The sequence below is a fragment of the Curtobacterium flaccumfaciens genome, assembly GCF_013359815.1.
Lineage (GTDB): Bacteria > Actinomycetota > Actinomycetes > Actinomycetales > Microbacteriaceae > Curtobacterium > Curtobacterium flaccumfaciens.
Genome location: NZ_JABMCF010000032.1, coordinates 38,866 through 56,199, shown reverse-complemented (window position 1 = coordinate 56,199; position 17,334 = coordinate 38,866). Strand labels below are relative to the sequence as shown.

The following is a 17,334-nucleotide window of genomic DNA, read 5'->3' as shown; positions in this document are numbered from 1 at the left end:
TCTATCAGATCACGGCGACAGGCCGGTGACGACGTTCTCCCCACCCCCGTTAACGTGGGGGCATGGAGTACCGGATCCGCCCCTTCCGCACCGAGGACACCGACGCGGTCGTCGCCCTGTGGGAATCGTGCGGCCTCGTCCGACCCTGGAACGACCCCCGACGTGACATCGCCCGCAAGCTGACCGTCCAGCCCGAGCTCTTCCTGGTCGCCGAGCCCCAGGCCGACGACACCGGTACCGACGACACCGGTACCGACGACACCGACACCGCCGACGCCGGCGTCGTCGCCGCGGGCATGGCCGGCTACGACGGGCACCGCGGCTGGGTGAACTACCTCGCCGTGCGCCCGGACCTGCAGGGCTCCGGCCTCGGTCGCACCCTGATGGCCGAGTTCGAGCGGCTCCTGACCGACCTCGGCTGCCCGAAGCTCAACCTGCAGGTGCGTGCGGGGAACGAGCAGGTGCTCGGGTTCTACGCGTCCCTCGGCTACACCGACGACCGCACGGTCTCGCTCGGCAAGCGCCTCATCCCCGACGCCTGACCGCGCCCGCCCGTCGCACCGTGCGGGTTCGCTCATCCGGTGCGGCGTTGGCGGCTCGGTGCGGTGCTGCAAGTCCGCACCGGGCGGTCAACCTCGCACGGATCGAACGAATCGGCACCGTGCCCGGCCCCGCCCGGCCCCGCCCGACCTCGCCCGGCCCGCCGCGACCCGCGCCCTACGCCAACGCCAGCGCCACCGACGCGACGAACGCCAGCACGATGCCGATCCACTGCTGCGCCGTCAACCGCTCCCGCAGCACCACCCCGGCCAGCACCACCGTGCCGATCGGGTAAAGCGCGTTGAGCACACTCACGACGGGCAGGGTCGCCGGGTCGTCGCTGCTGTGCAGCCCCGCCTGGATGAACACGTTCGCCATCGCGTCGAAGACGCCGCACACGGCGACGGTGACCAGCAGCCGCGGACCCCATGCGCCACCCGGCCGAGGCTCGCGGACGGCGGCAGCCCGGTCGGGGCGGGCCGACGTCGGGGCGGACACCGGGCCTCCCGTCCGGAGCACGACGACGATCGCCGCCGCACCCAGCAGCACCGCCTGCAGCACCCGCGCGACCACGAGGGGCGCGATGCCCGAGTCGGACGGCGTCATGTCGTAGGCCAGCACGATCCCGCCGAAGCCGCACCCGGCGACGGCGGCGGCGAGCACGCCCCGGGCGGTGAGCCGCGCGCCCGAGGCGTCCCGGACCACCGCGACCAGGACCACCGCGACGACCGCAACCACGAGCGCGACGGTCGCCACGGGTGACAGCACCGTGCCGCGGAACACCGCGACGAGCACCGGCACGACGGCCGCGAAGACGGCGGTGACGGGGGAGAGCACGCTCATCGGTCCGATCGCGAGTGCGGCGTAGAGCAGCAGCACCCCGACACCGCCGGAGAGCCCGGCCACTGCACCCCAGACCGCGGCCGGCCACGAGAACACGCCGCCGAGGACCACCAGTCCGACGAGCAGCGGCAGGATCCCGATCGCGGCGGCCACCGCCGTGACGACGACCGGTCGGACCCGGCGCGAGGCGAGTCCGCCCAGGAAGTCGGCGAACCCGTAGACGATCGCGCCGGACAGGCCGAACAGGACGGTGAGCACGGCTCCCATCCTGCCCGGCCCGGTACCCTGCGGTGCGTGAGTGTTCCCTACCAGCGCCTGCCCCGGATCGACGGACGGTGGAGGTGGTGGCGGCCGCTCGTCGCCCTCGCGTTCCTGGCGGGGTGGTACCTCGTGTCGCAGATCGTCATCGCGGTCGCGTACTTCGTGCCGATCCTCCGCGCACAGGGCGCCGACGGTCTGATCCAGTTGCAGAACGACCTGGCGAGCGGTGCGCTCGACCCCACCGACCCGGTCGTGCTCTCGATGTCGCTCGTCTCGCTCGTGGTCCTGCTGCCGGGCATCCTGCTCGCCGTCAAGATCGCGCGGATCGGACCGGCCGGCATCCTGTCATCGACGCGGTTCCGGGTCCGGTGGGCCTGGACTGCCTGGTGCCTGCTGCCGACGCTCGTCATCGCGGCGTTCATGTTCGTCTGGCAGACCGGCCTGTTCTGGGACGGCGGGATGATCACGACCGACGGCGGCTTCGCCTGGAACCACGACGCGATCGGCCAGTCGACGGTCTCCCTCGGCACCCTCACCCTGACGATCGTCCTCGTCGTCCTGCTCGTCCCGTTCCAGGGCGCCGCCGAGGAGTACATCTTCCGCGGCTTCCTCATGCAGACCGTCGCGTCGTGGATCCCGCGTCGCGTCGGCACGATCATCGCCGTGGCGGTCTCGACGGTCGTCTTCGCGGTGCTGCACATCCCGAACGGCTACAACGTCTGGGGCATCCTCGACGTCGGCTCGTTCGGTCTGATCGCGGCGATCATCGTCCTCCGGACCGGCGGGCTCGAGGCCACGGTCCTGCAGCACGCGTTCAACAACATCATGATCTTCGTGCTGCAGGCGCCCGGCTGGTCCGGGATCGACCTGACCTCGTCGGACGCGAACGGCACGTGGCAGGGGACGCTCGTCACCCTCGTCACGTCGCTCGCGTTCTGGGGCATGGTCGAGTTCCTGGCGTGGTGGCGGGGGCTGGACCGCCGGTTCGCCGGCCACGAGGCCCCCCGGTTCCGCGGTGTGACCCCGGCCTGGGCGGGCGGCGTCCGCTGGACCCGGCCGGGAGGCACGGGCTGGGCGACCACGCCGGCCCGCGCCGACGACGTGGCCGGTTCCGACCACCGTGCCGGCTCCGGCACGGACGGTGCTGTGGACAGTGCGGTGGGTGTCGCCGGTCGCCCGTAGGCTCGTCACATGAGCACCACGCCCGCGTCCGCTGCCGTGCCTGCTCCCGCTGCCGTGTCCGCACCCCGTGCCGCTGCGCTCGACGTGCTGCACCGTGTGTGGGGCTACGACGACTTCCGCGGCGAGCAGGCGGCCATCATCGACCAGGTGGTGGCCGGTGGCGACGCCCTGGTGCTCATGCCGACCGGTGGCGGCAAGTCCCTCTGCTACCAGGTGCCATCGCTCGTCCGCGACGGCGTCGGGGTCGTGGTGTCGCCGCTCATCGCCCTCATGCAGGACCAGGTCGACGCCCTGGCCGCGAACGGCGTGCGCGCCGCGTTCCTCAACTCCACGCAGGGCCCCGACGAACGGTCCCGGGTCGAGCGTGCCGTGGTGCAGGGCGAGGTCGACATGCTCTACCTCGCGCCCGAGCGGCTGCGGCTCGAGTCCACCCGTGCGCTCCTCGACCGGGCGCGCGTCTCGCTGTTCGCCATCGACGAGGCACACTGCGTCGCCCAGTGGGGCCACGACTTCCGACCCGACTACCTCGAGCTGAGCGTTCTGCACGAGCGGTGGCCGACGGTGCCGCGCATCGCCCTGACCGCCACCGCGACGCCGCAGACCCACCGCGAGATCTCCGCACGACTCGGACTCGACGACGCCGCGCACTTCGTCGCCGACTTCGACCGGCCGAACATCCAGTACCGCATCGAGCCGAAGACCGGCGCGCTGCAGCAGCTGCTCACCTTCATCCGCACGGAGCACAGCGGCGACGCCGGCATCGTGTACTGCCTGTCCCGCAACTCCGTCGAGCGCACCGCGTCCGCCCTGGCAGAGCAGGGGATCAACGCCCTGCCGTACCACGCGGGCCTCGACGCCCGGGTGCGTGCCCGCAACCAGTCGACGTTCCTGCGCGAGGACGGCGTCGTCATGGTGGCGACCATCGCGTTCGGCATGGGGATCGACAAGCCCGACGTCCGGTTCGTGGCGCACCTCGACCTGCCGAAGTCGGTCGAGGGCTACTACCAGGAGACCGGCCGTGCGGGTCGTGACGGGCTGCCGGCCACCGCCTGGCTCGCGTACGGCCTGAACGACGTCGTGCAGCAGCGGCGGATGATCGACCAGTCCGAGGGCGACGCCGCACACCGTCGGCAGCTCAGCGCCCACCTCGACGCCATGCTCAGCCTGTGCGAGACGATCGAGTGCCGCCGGGTTCGGCTGCTCGCGTACTTCGGGCAGGAGAGCACGGCGTGCGGCAACTGCGACACGTGCATCGCGCCGCCGGAGTCGTGGGACGGCACGGTCCCCGCGCAGAAGCTGCTGTCCACCGTCGTGCGGCTCGAGCGTGAGCGCCGCCAGCGGTACGGCGTCTCGCACCTCGTCGACATCCTGATCGGCAAGCGGTCGCCCCGCGTGCAGGAACTCCAGCACGACACCCTGGCGACCTTCGGCATCGGCGCGGACCTGTCCGAGGGCGAGTGGCGCGCGGTCGCACGACAGGTGCTGGCCCAGGGCTACGCGGCGGTGTCGGGCGACGGCTTCGGCACGGTCGTCCTCAGTCCCACGAGCGCCGAGGTCCTGACCGGCAAGGTGCAGGTGCGGATGCGTCGCGACCCGGTCAAGGCTCCGCGGGCCGGACGCAGCAGTCGACGGACGGTCGTCACCGACATGCCGCAGGAAGCCGTCGGCCTGTTCGAGGCCCTGCGTGCCTGGCGTGCTGCCGAAGCCCGCGAGCAGGGCGTCCCCGCGTACGTGGTGTTCAACGACGCGACGCTCCGGGGCATCTCCGCCGTCCGACCGGCCGACGTCGACCAGCTCGGCGAGATCTCCGGCGTCGGCGCGGCGAAGCTCGAGCGGTACGGGCGCGCGGTCCTCGACGTCGTCGCCGCGGGCGACTGACTCCCGGCCACCACTGCATGCCGTTCCGGGCATGTGCCCTCCGCGCGGCTCATTACACTCGGTAGCTCGTCACCACGAGGAGGTCCGGTGTCCGGTTCGACGAAGTTCGCCACCGTGCTCAGTCGCGCGGTGGTGACCCCGCTCGCCCGGTTGCTGTGGCGCCCGAAGATCATCGGTCGTCGGAACGTCCCGAAGCGTGGTGCGGTGATCCTCGCGAGCAACCACCGCTCGTTCATCGACTCGCCCGCGATCACGCTCATGGCACCGCGCAAGGTGTCGTTCCTGGCGAAGCAGGAGTACTTCACGGGTTCGGGCCTCAAGGGAGCGGTCTCGCGCGCGTTCTTCGGGGGCATCGGCGCCATCGGGGTCGAGCGTGGCGCGGGTGCGGCGGCCCAGCAGGCCCTCGACCTCGGGCTGGCACGCCTGCAGGAGGGCGAGGCGTTCGCGATCTACCCGGAGGGCACGCGCTCGCTCGACGGCCGGATCTACAAGGGCCGCACGGGTGTGGCGTGGCTGGCGCTGACGAGCGGTGCCCCCGTGGTGCCCGTCGCGCTCACCGGCACCGAGGACGTCCAGCCGGTCGGGTCCCGGCTGCCGAAGCTCGCCCGCGTGACGATCGAGTTCGGGCAGCCGATCGACCTGTCGTCCTTCGGTGAGGCGTCGTCCGGTCGTGCTCGGCGCCACGCGACCGATGCCGTGATGGCGGCGATCCAGGAGCTCAGCGGCCAGGAGCCGGCGAACACCTACAACAACCCGCCCGCGACGATCGTGGAGCGGGTCCGTCGTGCGCTGCAGCCGGACGACCCGACCGCTGCCGCCGTCGACCCCGACTGATCACCGTGACTGTCCGGTCACTATTGCACATCTGAAATATCGATGGTTGAATGGCGGACGTGCCACTCGGCACGCCGCCATCGCCGGTCGCCCGAGAACGACCAGCCACGACATCCAGATCGGACCGTCCGCAGCATGTCCTCCACCCCGCTCTTCGACTCCATCGCCCAGCGTCGCGATCAGGCCGACGCTCCGCACTCCACCGTGCGCTCCACCCCTTCACCGGCGCTCGCCGTCGTGACCCCCGTGCCGACCTCGCCGATGTCCGCACCCGTCCGCCCGGGTGACTCCACGCTGGTGCCGGCCGCCCTCGTCGCCGCGATCGACGAGATCCCGGTCCGGGTGGCATCGGCCCTGGTGACCGAGGTCACGATCCGCCCCGAGCACCTCGTCCTGGTCGAGACCGTCGCCGACGCGATCACCCGCGCGGTCGTCGACGCCGTCGTGTGCGAGCTGGACCGGATCGCCCGTGACGGCGTCGTCCGCGTCTGACCGGGCTGGTCACCGCACGATGACGACCCCCGACGACGGCCTGCCCCGGCGCCCACGCGGTGCCGAGCGCCGCGCCGCCGCCCGACCGACCGCGCTCCGGCCGCGCCGTGCACGGCACGCTGCACAGCCGGGGCCGCTCCGAGCCGCCGGGGTGGCGGTGCCCCCTCCCGCCACCCCGGCTTCCACCCAGCCCGCACGACGCATCCGGCCCACGCAGCCTGCCGCTCCCATGCAGCCCGCCGCACCCGAGCATCCCGCCGCTCCCGCGCGCCGCCGCCCCGCGTCCTTCCGGATCCCCGCCCGGCGGACCCTCCCCGCCGCGGCGGTGACCGCCGTCACGTGCCTGTTCGTCGCGGTCGGCTCCCCGCAGACCGCCGTCGCCGCTCCGGCCGCTCCGGAACCCACGTCGGCAGCCATCGGCACGCAGCACTTCGTCGCCGACGGTTCGACCGGTCCGACCGCCGGCCGCGACGACTTCTCGGTCGGCCGTGCTGCCGCAGCGCTCCGGGTCCCCGGTGGCTCGGGCTCGACCGGTGGCGCCGCCCGCCCCACGGTCGGTGCGATCCCGGACGCCGGTGGCTTCGGCTCCCGCTGGGTCGTCGGCTGCGCGGCCTGCTCGTCGAACCACCAGGGGGTCGACTTCGCCGCGGCCATCGGGACCCCGGTCGTCGCCGCGCTGCCCGGCCGGGTCGTCTCGGCGGGTGTGCTCGGTGGCTACGGCAACCAGGTCCTCCTGCGGCACGCCGACGGCACCGCGACCCGGTACGGGCACCTGTCGGTGATCGACGTCCGTCCCGGCCAGGTCCTCGGCGCGGGGGAGCGCCTCGGGGCCGTCGGCAACACGGGCGTCTCGACCGGCGCCCACCTGCACTTCGAGGTCATCGTGGCCGGCACCCCGATCGACCCGGCCGCTTGGCTCAGGGCTCGCGGGCTCCTCTGACGGCGTCGGGCGTAGCGTCGGAGCGGTCGCGGCACGCTGTCGCGCCAGGACGGAGACGCACGTGCGAGTGACGGTGTTGGGGACGGGTGCGATGGGTGCCGGCGTGGCGGGCTCACTGCTCCGCGACGGCCACGAGGTGACGGTCTGGAACCGCAGTGCCGACAAGGCCTCGCCCCTGGGTGACCGCGGCGCGACGGTGGCGAGCGACCCGGGCACTGCCGTCGAGCACGCCGAGGTCGTCCTGCTCACCCTGTTCGACACCGATGCGGTCGTCGACGTCCTCGAGCAGGCTGCCGGCGACGCCCCGGCCGACGCCGTGTGGGTGCAGGCCTCGACGATCGGGGTCGACGGCACCGCGACGATCGTGCAGCTGGCCGAGAAGTACGGCATCACCCTCGTCGAGGCGATGATGCTCGGCACGAAGGCCCCCGCCGAACAGGGCACGCTCACGATGCTCGCGGCCGGACCGGCGGACCTGCTCGACCGTGTCGACCCCGTGCTCGACGCGATCGGCGCGAAGACCGTCCGTGCCGGCGATCACGTCGGCGACGGCACCGCACTCAAGCTCGCCGCCAACGCCTGGATCGCCTCGATCACCGCGGCGACCGGGCAGTCCCTGGCCCTCGCGGCGGCGCTCGGGCTCGACCCCGCGCTGTTCCTGCAGGCCATCGAGGGCAGTGCGAGCGACTCCGCCTACGCCCACACCAAGGGCGCCGCGATGATCGCCCACGAGTTCCCCGCCCAGTTCGCACTCGACGGGCTGCGGAAGGACATCGGGCTCATCACCGATGCCGCCCGGACCACCGGGGTGTCCACCACGCTGCTCGAGGCCCTCGGACGCGTCTACGCCGATGCCAGCGCAGCCGGCCACGGGGGCGACGACATCGCCGCGGTCGGCACCGCGTTCTGACGCACGCACGGGCGAACGCGCACGCACGGGCACATGCACGGGTCGGCCGAGCGATCAGCCTCGACGGAACAGCCGCCGCAGGCGCTTCGTGAGCCGCCCCACGGCCTCGTCGTTCATGGTGTTGGCGAGGTCGAACGCCTCACGAGCCGGATCGGACCCGGCCTGGATCCGTCGGAGCGCAGCGTCGGCACGGGCCCGCGAGTCGAGTTCGGCGAACGGCATGTCGTCCTCGGGGTGGTGCTCGCCGCGAGGGTCCATGCGGTCCAGGCTACGCGCGACGGAGGTGGTCCGACCCGGCGTCGAGTTCGTCCACGACACGGACCATCTCGTCCAGGAAGTCCACGACGACGGCCATCTCGTTGCTCGGCAGGTGCTCGGTGACCTCGAGCGCGCGGGCGTCGAGCTCCTCGATGACCCGGAGCGCGTGCCGCATGGAGGTGCCGGTGGCGGTGAGGATCACGCCACGGCGGTCGTTCGGGTCGGCGTGCCGTTCGACGTGGCCGCTGCGGACGAGCCGGTCGACGAGCGCCGACGTCGACGCCGCCGTGATCTCGAGCCGCTCGGCGAGGTCCTTCGCGTTGACGGTGCGGCCGTCGTGCTCGGCGTCGATCAGGAACCGGATCGCCAGCAGGGCGTTCTCGCCGATCCCCAGTGCCTCGCGCGCTCGGCGCTGCGCAGCGCTCTCGGCCGTCCGGTACCGCCGCAGGGCGTTGAGGACGTCCACGGCGGAGACCGCGGAGTCCTCGTACCAGTACCCCGCGGTGCTGGTCATCACCTCGGACGTCATGCCCCAATGCTAGACGCTCTAGTTAGATTGTCTAGCGAGCGCGGAGACGGGACACCTGCAACACCCGTGACGCGGTTCTGTAACACCCCGGCAACGCCGGCTCGTTAGGTTCTGGACATGCAGGAGCAGCCGTGCTGAGCCGCCTCGCGGGGAACGTCTTCCACGTGGGGAGCGCGGTGGAGCGCACCGACGTCGTCGCACGGTTGCTCGACGTCTACGTCGCCCGCCGCGAACCAGGCACCCTCGACGACGACCGGCTCGTGTCCACCGAGCTCCGCAGCGTCATCGGGACCACCGGCCCCGCGAACGACCCGGACCGTGCCGCCACCGTCGACGCCCTCGCGCTCGACCGGCACGAACCCGCGTCCATCGCCGCCGCGGTCGCCGTCGCCCGCGACCACGCACGCCGTGCCCGCGAGGTCGTCTCGAGCGAGCTCTGGGACTGCCTCGACGTCACGCGGTCGCGGATGCCCCGGAAGATCGCCCCCGACCGGGCGCACGAGTTCCTCGGCTGGGTGCGGGAGCGCAGTGCCCTCGCCATCGGGGTGGTCGAGGGGGATGCCAGCCGTGACGAGGTGTGGGAGTTCTTCACCCTCGGACGCTCGCTCACCCGCTGCGCCTCCACCGCACGGCTGTTGGCGTCGCGGCTGCTCGAGCCGGATGCGGTCACCTCGTGGACGACGGCGCTCCGGGCGTGCGGCGCGGGCGAGGCCTTCCTGCGCGGCCGTGACCACGCCCCGGTGCCGTCCGACGCCGCCGCCTTCCTGCTCCTCGACGCGCACAGCCCGCGGTCGTTGCGGTTCACCGTGCACCGCGCGGCCGAGTGCCTGGCCGACGTCGCCCCGTCCTGCGTCGCGGACGAGGTCGCCGGGTTCGACGAGGTCCGCGCCCTGCTCGACGGCATCCCCGAGGAGTCGGCGCTCGCGGTGGCGGGTGACGTCGGGCAACGGCTGGCGGTGGCTGCCGACCGCGTCGCCGCAGCACTTGACGAGCGCGTCTTCGCGTCGTCCGCACCCGTCCTCTGAGCCCACCCGGAGCCGGTGTTCGGCGCCGGCTCGGCGCACGTGCGGCGGAACCGGGTCGGTCCGCGCGTCGCGACCGCGGCCGTGTGCCCGGGTGGCGCCGGACGGGAGGCCCGTGGCGGCGCCGGTGCGGGCCTCCCGTCCGACGGTCGGTGCGTCACGGGCCGTCGGCCGACGGGCAGGGCGACCCGCCGGTCCGTCAGACGGCGCTGGAGCGGTCGGCGAGCGTCTCGTCGCGTTCCAGCTCGCGGCGGAGCGCCGCGCGCGAGCCGACCACCGGCACGGCGTGCGTGATCGCCAGGTGCAGCCGCGAGTCGGCGTCGTAGCGCAGCCGGACCCGCTGGTACCGGACGAGCCAGACGAGCGCGATCCCGAGTGCGACGAAGCCCGAGGCCGCGCCGACGACGATCGCCCAGCGTGGGCCGAAGGCGTCCGCGACGGCACCGACGAGCGGGGCGCCGATGGGGGTGCCGCCCGCGAAGATCGCCATGTAGAGCGCCATGACGCGGCCGCGCATCGCGGGCTTCGTCGTGGTCTGCACCAGGGCGTTCGCGGTCGTCATGAAGGTCAGGGACGCGAGTCCGACGAACACCAGCACGATCGCGAAGGTCCAGTACGTCGGGGCGAGGGCAGCGGCGGTGCACGCGAGCCCGAACCCGCCGGCGGCGAGCACGAGGGTGCGCATCCGCGGCTTGTCCCGCCGGGCGGACAGCAGTGCACCGAGCACCGAGCCGATCGCCATCACCGAGTTGAGCAGCCCGAACTCGCCGGCGCCCTGGTGGAACTCGACCCGCGCCATCGTCGAGGTGAAGATCGGGAAGTTCACGCCGAACGTGCCGACGACGAAGATCATGCAGAGCACGACGACGATGTCCGGTCGGGTGCGGACGTACCGGAAGCCGGCGACGATCTGCCCCTTGCCGCGGCCCGCCCGGACCCGTTCGGCGAGCTGGGCGGGGTCGACGAAGCGGAGTGCGAGCAGGACGGCCAGGAACGACCCGGCGTTGATGACGAACACCCATCCGGAGCCGATCGCCGCGATGAGCACACCGGCGACCGCGGGGCCGATCAGGCGTGCGGCGTTGAACGACGCGGAGTTCAGGGCGACGGCGTTCGAGACGTCCTCGCCCTGCACGACGTCGGAGACGAAGGCCTGCCGGATCGGGGCGTCGAACGCGGCGACGATGCCGAGTGCCAGGGCGAAGCCGTACAGCGCGAGCAGGGTGGCGGTGTGCGTAAGGACCATGACGCCGAGCCCCAGCCCGAGCAGTCCCATCAGGCCCTGGGTGAGCATGAGCATCTTCCGGCGGTCGAACCGGTCGGCGGCGAGCCCGGTGAGCGGCAGGAGCAGCAGCTGGGGGCCGAACTGCAGGGCCATCGTGATGCCCACCGCGACGGCGTTGTTGTCCGAGAGCTGGGTCAGCACGATCCAGTCCTGGGCGGTGCGTTGCATCCACGTGCCGACGTTCGACACCAGGGCCCCGGCGAACCAGATGCGGTAGTTGCGTCCGGCGAGGGAGCGGAACATGGCGGTCACTGCTGGGCCAGCCTCCTCATGATCTCGGTGGCGTCGGCGAGGGTGCTCCGCTCGTCGGCGGTGAGTGCTGCGAGTCGCGGGGAGAGCCAGCCGTCGCGGCGGCGTCGGGTCTCCTCGACGAAGGACGCTCCGGCGGGCGTCGCGCCGAGCAGCACCTTGCGGCGGTCGTCACCGTGCCCGCACTTCGACACCAGGCCCCGCTCGACCAGCACCGCGATGGTCTTCGTCATCGAGGGCGGGGTGACGCCGTCCTGCCGGCTCAGGTCGGCCAGGGTCATGGCGCCGTCGCGGTGCAGGCGGGCGAGGGCGGAGAACTGCGCGTCCGTGACGCTCGAGTCGGCCTTCTGGGCACGGAGGGTGCGGGACAGCCGGTTCACCGCGATGCGGAGGTCGGTGGCGTCGGTCATCGGTCGTTAGCCTATCTCATTAGTTCAGCGAACGAACTTGATTTCGGGCGTACCTGGTCGAAACGGGCGTACCTGGTCGAAACGGGCGTACCTGGTCGGTTCTTCCGACCAGGTACGCCCGTTTCCGCTTTCCAGCGCGGGTGCGATGGGAAGGAACGTCGGACGGGAGGCCCGCCCAGCGTCCGCCGGTCGGCTCGCGCTGGGCGGGCCTCCCGGCCTTCAGAGCCGCGCGTCCGTCAGGATCGCGTCGTGCGGGAGCAGGGCGTGCACGCCCCACGTGCGGTTCGCGACTTGCGTGATGCGCATGCTCACCGCCACGCTCGCCATCGCGAGGGCCTCGGCGCGGCCGATGCCGTGCAGCCCGGCGATCCAGTCGACCATCCGGTCGAGCGCCGTGGCCGTCGCGACGTTGAGGTCGGCATCGAAGCCGAAGCTGATGCGTCCGGCGGGGGTGTCGGCGTGCACACCCTCGACCGGAGCCGCATCGAGGAGCGTCAGGGTCATCGTCGTCGTCATGCCGCACTCGACCGCCGTGCCGGAGACCTCGCCGTCGCCCTGGGCCGCGTGCCCGTCGCCGACGTGGAGCAGGGCGTCCGGTACCGTCACGGGCAGGTACAGGCTGGAGCCGGCGATCAGCTCGCGGCAGTCGACGTTGCCGCCGCCGACCGCGCGGGGCGGGATCGTCGAGTGCTCCCCGGTGGGTTCGGGTGGGACGCCGACGACGCCGAGGAACGGTGCCGTCCGCACCCCGAGGCCGAGCTGGTTCACGGCGACGCCGGCGGACACGTCGATGTCCCAGAGGAGCGGGCCGCGCGACGCCGGATCGGTCAGGCCGAGTGCGCGGTTCACCGGGGAGTCGACCCCGCCCGAGGCCGTGTAGCCCCAGTCGTCGGGCACGAGGTCGTCGAAGTGCACCGCCAGGACCATCCCCGGACGTGCTCCCGCGACAGCGATCGGCCCGACCAGACAGTGGCCCCGGCGCGGGTCGATCAGGGTCGGAGCGTCCAGGCCCGGGCCCGGCTGGCGTTCCGTGTAGCCCGCGGCGCTCAGGGTGCGGACGGTCACCGTGTCGCCCGGTTCGACGGTCAGGACCGGCTGGCGTTCGGCGGTGAAGACGTCGACGGCGGAGTCGACCGTGGCGTCGAGGTGGTGGTGGGTGGTCACCGTTCGATCATCCCAGGCGGGGTGGGTGCGGGGCGGTTCCGGGCGTACCTGGTCGAAACGGGCGTACCTGGTCGGAAGTTCTGACCAGGTACGCCCGATTCCACCAGCCATCGCAGGTGTTCTGGGAAGGAACGTCCTCAGTGGAACTGGGGGATCGTGAGCCAGATGCCGGCCAGCACGGCAGCGATGCACAGCGCGAAGCACAGCACGGCTCCCGCCAGTGCCGACGGCGGAGTGTGCCCGGAGCGCGGGCTCTCGTCGGAGTACTGCGTGCGCTCGCCACCCGCGTCGTCCGGCTGTCCCGTCCCGAGCAGCCGGAGGCCGAGCGTGTACACGAGCACCAGGCCCACGGCGGCCACGAAGCCGACGCCGGCGACCGTGCCGATCGCGGTGAAGTCGATGTCCATCGTCGTTCCCCTCAGTTCGTCGCGCCGGTCGGCTGCGGCTCGGCCTGTTCGGCCGGCCCGGACTCGGTGGTGATGTCCTCGTGCGAGATCGGCTTGCGCTTGGCGAGGACGTAGAAGGTGAGCCCGCCGGCCAGGGCGAGGACCGCGACGAGCACCAGCCCGAAGGCCGAGGTCGACGCGAGCCAGGTGGCGAGCGCCCCGACCACCGCAGCGGCGGGCAATGTGATGACCCACGCGATGACGATGCGGCCGACGACCGACCAGTGCACGTCGGCGAGCTTCTTGCCGAGGCCCGAGCCGACGACCGCGCCGCTCGTCACGTGGGTCGTCGAGAGCGCGAAGCCCAGGTGCGACGAGATGAGGATCGTCGCCGCGGAGCTCGTCTCGGCGGCGAAGCCCTGCGGCGACTGCACGTCGGAGATCTTCTTGCCGACCGTCTGCATGATCCGCCAGCCGCCCATGTAGGTGCCGAGGCCGATCGCGAGCCCGCAGGCGAGGATCACCCAGAGCGCCGGACCGGTGCCGGCGGCCTGGTAGTTCGCGGCGATGAGGGTCAGCGTGATGACGCCCATCGTCTTCTGCGCGTCGTTCGTGCCGTGCGCGAGCGACACCAGCGACGCCGAGATCGTCTGCCCGTGCCGGAACCCGGTCGCGGCACCGTGCGTCGTCGCGTTCTTCGTGAGCACGTACGCCAGGTACGTCGCGACCAGGGCGATGACCCCGGCGATGACCGGGGAGAGCAGCGCTGGCAGCACGACCTTCGACACCACCGTCGCCCAGCTGATCGAGTTCAGACCCGCGCCGATGATCGAGGCGCCGATGAGCCCGCCGAAGAGCGCATGGGTGGACGAGGACGGCAGCCCGAGGTACCAGGTCGCCAAGTTCCAGAGCACCGCGCCGACGAGCCCCGCGAAGATCATCGTGGGCGAGATGTGGATGCCGTCCTGCCCCTCGCGGATGATGCCCTGCGAGACGGTCTTGGCGACCTCGGTGGACAGGAACGCGCCGACCACGTTGAGCACGGCGGAGATGAGCACGGCGGTCCGGGGCTTGAGCGCTCCCGTGGCGACCGACGTGGCCATGGCGTTCGCGGTGTCGTGGAAGCCGTTCGTGAAGTCGAACACGAGGGCCACGACGATCACCAGCGTGACGATGACGATGACGTCCATGCGCAGGACGCTAGGCCCGCCTGGAACCCCCTGCGTGAACGCCGGGTGAACAGGTCCGTGATGGAGCGCGTCTGCGAGGATGGCAGTGTCTGGAAGGATGCGGGTGTGCCCACCTTCTCCGCCGCTCGCGGCGACGCCTCGTTCACCGACGCCCACGGCGTCGAGATCGTCTACTCGACCTGGCGTGCGGCGCGGCCGAAGGGTGTCGTGCAGATCGCGCACGGGGTCGGGGAGCACGGGCTCCGGTACGAACCGCTCGCGCAGGACCTGGTGCGCGCCGGCTACACCGTGCACGCGAACGACCACCGCGGGCACGGACGCACCGGCCTGACCCAGTGGGACGGCGACCACGCCAAGCTCGGTCGGCTCGGCCCCGGCGGCCTGCGCGCGGCGATCGCCGCGGTGGAGCAGATGAGCGCGGTCGCGCGGGCCGACGAACCCGGGCTGCCGCTCGTGCTGCTCGGGCACTCGTGGGGGTCGCTCATGGCGCAGCGGATCTTGAACACCTCGTCGGACCGCTACGACGGCGTCGTCCTGTCCGCGAGCGCCTACCGGCTGCCCGGCTGGATGAACAGCGGCGACCTCAACGCCCGGCACGCGGGGTCCGGGCCCACCAAGTACGAGTGGCTCACCCGCGACCGGACGATCATCGACGCGATGGCGCTCGACCCCCTGGCGGTCGAGGCTGACGTCATCGGACTGTTCGGGCTCGCCGACACCCTCCGGCTGCTCGGTGTGCCGCGGCGGGGGATCCCGCACGACCTGCCGATGCTGCTGCAGGTCGGCTCCGACGACACCCTCGGGGGTCCGCGCTCGATCGAGCGTCTGGCGCAGGCGTACCGCCGACGCGGCCGGCTGTCCGACGTGACCGTGCAGGTGTACGAGGGCGCGCGGCACGAGGTCTACAACGAGACCAACCGCGCCGAGGTCATCGGCGACCTGGTCGCGTGGCTCGACCGGGTGACCGCGCGCTGACGGCGCTCGCCGCGTCCTGCGACGCGACCGGCGGCGGACTGGAGGCCCGTGGCGGTGCCGCCACGGGCCTCCAGGCCGTCACCAGGCAGGCCCACTGCCGGGCCGTCGGCCGTCCGGAATAGGGTTGCGGCATGCACGGTGAGTACAAGGTCCCCGGAGGCAAGCTGGTCGTCGTCGACCTCGAGGTCGTCGACGGCACGATCCAGCAGTTCCGCCTGGCGGGTGACTTCTTCCTGGAACCCGACGACGCGCTGCCGCTCATCGACGCGGCCGTGAACGGGCTCCCCGTCACCACCGACGCTGCTGGCGTCGCCGCAGCCGTGCGGGCGGCCCTGCCGACCGATGCGGTGCTGCTCGGCTTCACGCCCGAGTCCGTCGGCGTCGCGGTGCGCCGCGCGCTGTCGCGGGCCTCGACCTGGCGCGACCACGACTGGCAGATCGTGCACGAAGGGCCGATCAGCCCGAACGAGCACCTCGCGCTCGACCAGGTGCTGACCGAAGAGGTCGGTGCCGGCCGTCGTGGGCCCACGCTGCGCATCTGGGAGTGGGACCAGCCGGCCTTCGTGATCGGGTCGTTCCAGTCGCTCAAGAACGAGGTCGACCCGGCCGGCGCCGAGAAGTACGGCGTGCAGGTGGTCCGACGCATCTCCGGCGGCGGCGCGATGTTCATGGACGCCGGCGCCGTCATCTCCTACTCGCTGTACGTGCCGTCCGACCTGGTGCAGGGCATGACCTTCGCCGACTCGTACGCGTTCCTCGACGAGTGGGTGATCGAGGCGCTCAAGTCGCTCGGCATCGAGGCGTACTACCAGCCGCTCAACGACATCACCTCGACCAAGGGCAAGATCGGCGGGGCCGCACAGAAGCGCCTCGGCACCGGGTCCCTGCTGCACCACGCCACCATGAGCTACGACATGGACGGCGAGAAGATGGTGCAGGTGCTGCGCATCGGGCGCGAGAAGATGAGCGACAAGGGCACCACCAGTGCTGCGAAGCGCGTCGACCCGCTCCGCTCGCAGACCGGGCTGTCCCGCGCCGAGATCATCGAGCGGCTGATCGGCACCTTCACCCGCCTGTACGGGGCGACCGAGGGGCACGTGACCGAGGCCGAGCGCGAGCGTGCGCAGGAGCTGGTCCGGACGAAGTTCGCGACGAAGGAGTGGCTCGAGCGGGTGCCGTGAGTCCTGCTCGGTCGATGGTGACGCGACGGCCGGAGCTGAGGGGGGACGTCCCGGCCGCCGCTGCTGTCGAGTCTGCGCCTCGACCTCATGAACCAGACGTGTGGATGATGAGAATCCCCCGCGCGGCTGATCCGCTCGCCGCGCAGCCCACGTAGCGTCGCTGCCGTGAACTGGTTGATCTTCCTGGGGGCGGTGGCCGCCGTGGCCGTCGTGGTGTGGATCGCCGATCGCATGGGGTGGATCGACCTGTCGAACAAGTCCCAGCGGAGCGGCGGATCCGGAGGCATGGGCGGGATGCTGGACGAGGTGTTCGCACCGACCCGGCACGAGACGCAAGCCGAGTACGAACGGCAGGCGCGCCTGCCGAAACAAGCACCGTCACCGGCGGACCACGACCACGACCTGCTCAGCGGCAGCGTGCTCATCCGGGTGCCGACGGTGCGGAGCGCCGGGCGGCACGAGGCCCGCGCGGGGACGCACGACCGGTCGTACTGAGCTGACGGGTGCCGCGCTCGTCTGTGCGTCGCCCGCGTCAGCGCGTCGTGAGCTCCTGGTAGTCCGGGTGCCGCTCGATCCACGCGTGCACGTAGCTGCACTGCGGGACGACCCGGCGTGAGGAACTGGCACGGACGTCGTCGAGGGCGTGCTGCACCAGGATCGACGCGTGCCCACCGCCGCGGTGCTCGGGATCGACCTCGGTGTGCACGAAGCGGATCTCGTCGCCGTCGATCTCGTACGCCGCGAGGCCGATGACCTCGCCGTCCTCGATCAGGGAGTACTACTGCTTGTCGGTGTCGTTGCGGAC

Annotated in this window: 20 protein-coding genes; 11 read left to right on the top strand and 9 right to left on the bottom strand. The window is 72.1% G+C overall.

Going from position 1 to position 17,334, the window contains the following annotated elements; translation table 11 throughout:
- Positions 1 to 62 precede the first annotated feature (62 nt).
- On the top strand, positions 63 to 542 hold the full coding sequence (locus tag HP445_RS03635) for a GNAT family acetyltransferase (protein ID WP_128781599.1): 480 nt from the start codon (positions 63 to 65) through the stop codon (positions 540 to 542).
- 175 nt (positions 543 to 717) lie between these two features.
- Here HP445_RS03635 and HP445_RS19080 read toward each other — a convergent pair whose 3' ends face one another.
- A complete protein-coding gene (locus HP445_RS19080) occupies positions 718 to 1,641 on the bottom strand; it encodes an EamA family transporter (protein ID WP_128781600.1) in 924 nt (307 codons plus the stop codon).
- Between the two features lie 36 nt (positions 1,642 to 1,677).
- Between HP445_RS19080 and HP445_RS19075 the strand changes: the two genes are divergently transcribed.
- The 6 genes from HP445_RS19075 (at position 1,678) to HP445_RS03600 (ending at position 7,880) form a co-directional block, all read left to right on the top strand.
- Positions 1,678 to 2,826, top strand: coding sequence for a CPBP family intramembrane glutamic endopeptidase (locus HP445_RS19075; protein WP_128781601.1), 1,149 nt, complete (start codon positions 1,678 to 1,680; stop codon positions 2,824 to 2,826).
- A gap of 9 nt (positions 2,827 to 2,835) precedes the next feature.
- Positions 2,836 to 4,704: a DNA helicase RecQ gene (gene recQ / locus HP445_RS03620; protein ID WP_128781602.1), complete on the top strand. Its 1,869-nt coding sequence runs from the start codon at positions 2,836 to 2,838 to the stop codon at positions 4,702 to 4,704.
- A gap of 87 nt (positions 4,705 to 4,791) precedes the next feature.
- Complete coding sequence (locus HP445_RS03615; protein WP_111030846.1) at positions 4,792 to 5,538, top strand: lysophospholipid acyltransferase family protein; 747 nt, start codon at positions 4,792 to 4,794, stop codon at positions 5,536 to 5,538.
- A gap of 135 nt (positions 5,539 to 5,673) precedes the next feature.
- Positions 5,674 to 6,030: a hypothetical protein gene (locus tag HP445_RS03610; protein WP_111030844.1), complete on the top strand. Its 357-nt coding sequence runs from the start codon at positions 5,674 to 5,676 to the stop codon at positions 6,028 to 6,030.
- 229 nt (positions 6,031 to 6,259) lie between these two features.
- On the top strand, positions 6,260 to 6,970 hold the full coding sequence (locus HP445_RS03605) for a M23 family metallopeptidase (RefSeq protein WP_128781603.1): 711 nt from the start codon (positions 6,260 to 6,262) through the stop codon (positions 6,968 to 6,970).
- A 61-nt stretch (positions 6,971 to 7,031) separates the two neighbouring features.
- Positions 7,032 to 7,880 (top strand): NAD(P)-dependent oxidoreductase, encoded by an 849-nt coding sequence (locus HP445_RS03600; protein WP_259555915.1) that lies wholly within the window; start codon positions 7,032 to 7,034, stop codon positions 7,878 to 7,880.
- Positions 7,881 to 7,934: 54 nt separating this feature from the next.
- Here the strand turns inward: HP445_RS03600 and HP445_RS03595 are convergent, their stop codons facing one another.
- Complete coding sequence (locus HP445_RS03595; RefSeq protein WP_027465064.1) at positions 7,935 to 8,138, bottom strand: hypothetical protein; 204 nt, start codon at positions 8,136 to 8,138, stop codon at positions 7,935 to 7,937.
- A 10-nt stretch (positions 8,139 to 8,148) separates the two neighbouring features.
- Positions 8,149 to 8,667 carry a MarR family winged helix-turn-helix transcriptional regulator gene (locus HP445_RS03590; RefSeq protein WP_111030838.1) on the bottom strand — a complete coding sequence of 173 codons (519 nt, stop codon included), beginning with the start codon at positions 8,665 to 8,667 and terminating at the stop codon, positions 8,149 to 8,151.
- Positions 8,668 to 8,798: 131 nt separating this feature from the next.
- Here HP445_RS03590 and HP445_RS03585 point away from each other — a divergent pair, with 131 nt between their 5' ends.
- The gene (locus tag HP445_RS03585) at positions 8,799 to 9,692 is read left to right on the top strand and encodes an alpha-E domain-containing protein (RefSeq protein ID WP_128781604.1); all 894 of its coding nucleotides are present in this window, start codon (positions 8,799 to 8,801) and stop codon (positions 9,690 to 9,692) included.
- A 196-nt stretch (positions 9,693 to 9,888) separates the two neighbouring features.
- Here HP445_RS03585 and HP445_RS03580 read toward each other — a convergent pair whose 3' ends face one another.
- From HP445_RS03580 to HP445_RS03560, 5 genes are all read right to left on the bottom strand, one after another.
- Positions 9,889 to 11,226, bottom strand: coding sequence for an MFS transporter (locus HP445_RS03580; RefSeq protein ID WP_372444931.1), 1,338 nt, complete (start codon positions 11,224 to 11,226; stop codon positions 9,889 to 9,891).
- A complete protein-coding gene (locus HP445_RS03575) occupies positions 11,223 to 11,633 on the bottom strand; it encodes a MarR family winged helix-turn-helix transcriptional regulator (protein WP_128781605.1) in 411 nt (136 codons plus the stop codon). The genes HP445_RS03580 and HP445_RS03575 overlap by 4 nt, the downstream gene beginning before the upstream one ends.
- Before the next feature lie 219 nt (positions 11,634 to 11,852).
- On the bottom strand, positions 11,853 to 12,797 hold the full coding sequence (locus tag HP445_RS03570; protein WP_128781606.1) for an acetamidase/formamidase family protein: 945 nt from the start codon (positions 12,795 to 12,797) through the stop codon (positions 11,853 to 11,855).
- A gap of 137 nt (positions 12,798 to 12,934) precedes the next feature.
- Complete coding sequence (locus HP445_RS03565) at positions 12,935 to 13,204, bottom strand: hypothetical protein (RefSeq protein WP_128781607.1); 270 nt, start codon at positions 13,202 to 13,204, stop codon at positions 12,935 to 12,937.
- Positions 13,205 to 13,215: 11 nt separating this feature from the next.
- Entirely contained in the window at positions 13,216 to 14,373 is a 1,158-nt protein-coding gene (locus HP445_RS03560; protein WP_071406018.1) for an inorganic phosphate transporter, read from the bottom strand.
- A gap of 105 nt (positions 14,374 to 14,478) precedes the next feature.
- Between HP445_RS03560 and HP445_RS03555 the strand changes: the two genes are divergently transcribed.
- The 3 genes from HP445_RS03555 to HP445_RS03545 all read left to right on the top strand — a co-directional run bounded on the left by HP445_RS03555 (position 14,479) and on the right by HP445_RS03545 (position 17,024).
- Positions 14,479 to 15,348 (top strand): alpha/beta hydrolase, encoded by an 870-nt coding sequence (locus tag HP445_RS03555; protein ID WP_175330779.1) that lies wholly within the window; start codon positions 14,479 to 14,481, stop codon positions 15,346 to 15,348.
- A 131-nt stretch (positions 15,349 to 15,479) separates the two neighbouring features.
- Entirely contained in the window at positions 15,480 to 16,529 is a 1,050-nt protein-coding gene (gene lplAB / locus HP445_RS03550; RefSeq protein ID WP_128781608.1) for a lipoate-protein ligase LplAB, read from the top strand.
- Positions 16,530 to 16,694: 165 nt separating this feature from the next.
- Complete coding sequence (locus HP445_RS03545) at positions 16,695 to 17,024, top strand: hypothetical protein (RefSeq protein ID WP_111024936.1); 330 nt, start codon at positions 16,695 to 16,697, stop codon at positions 17,022 to 17,024.
- A 37-nt stretch (positions 17,025 to 17,061) separates the two neighbouring features.
- Here HP445_RS03545 and HP445_RS03540 read toward each other — a convergent pair whose 3' ends face one another.
- A complete protein-coding gene (locus HP445_RS03540) occupies positions 17,062 to 17,298 on the bottom strand; it encodes a GNAT family N-acetyltransferase (RefSeq protein ID WP_258727626.1) in 237 nt (78 codons plus the stop codon).
- Positions 17,299 to 17,334 lie beyond the last annotated feature (36 nt).

Bases quoted from the DNA above. Each gene is read 5' to 3' on its own strand.
- HP445_RS03605 (WP_128781603.1), top strand. From the start codon at position 6,260: ATGCAGCCCGCCGCACCCGAGCATCCCGCCGCTCCCGCGCGCCGCCGC.
- HP445_RS03590 (WP_111030838.1), bottom strand. From the start codon at position 8,667: ATGACGTCCGAGGTGATGACCAGCACCGCGGGGTACTGGTACGAGGAC.
- HP445_RS03635 (WP_128781599.1), top strand. From the start codon at position 63: ATGGAGTACCGGATCCGCCCCTTCCGCACCGAGGACACCGACGCGGTC.
- HP445_RS03595 (WP_027465064.1), bottom strand. From the start codon at position 8,138: ATGGACCCTCGCGGCGAGCACCACCCCGAGGACGACATGCCGTTCGCC.
- lplAB (WP_128781608.1), top strand. From the start codon at position 15,480: ATGCACGGTGAGTACAAGGTCCCCGGAGGCAAGCTGGTCGTCGTCGAC.
- HP445_RS03610 (WP_111030844.1), top strand. From the start codon at position 5,674: ATGTCCTCCACCCCGCTCTTCGACTCCATCGCCCAGCGTCGCGATCAG.
- HP445_RS03565 (WP_128781607.1), bottom strand. From the start codon at position 13,204: ATGGACATCGACTTCACCGCGATCGGCACGGTCGCCGGCGTCGGCTTC.
- HP445_RS03560 (WP_071406018.1), bottom strand. From the start codon at position 14,373: ATGGACGTCATCGTCATCGTCACGCTGGTGATCGTCGTGGCCCTCGTG.
- HP445_RS03575 (WP_128781605.1), bottom strand. From the start codon at position 11,633: ATGACCGACGCCACCGACCTCCGCATCGCGGTGAACCGGCTGTCCCGC.
- recQ (WP_128781602.1), top strand. From the start codon at position 2,836: ATGAGCACCACGCCCGCGTCCGCTGCCGTGCCTGCTCCCGCTGCCGTG.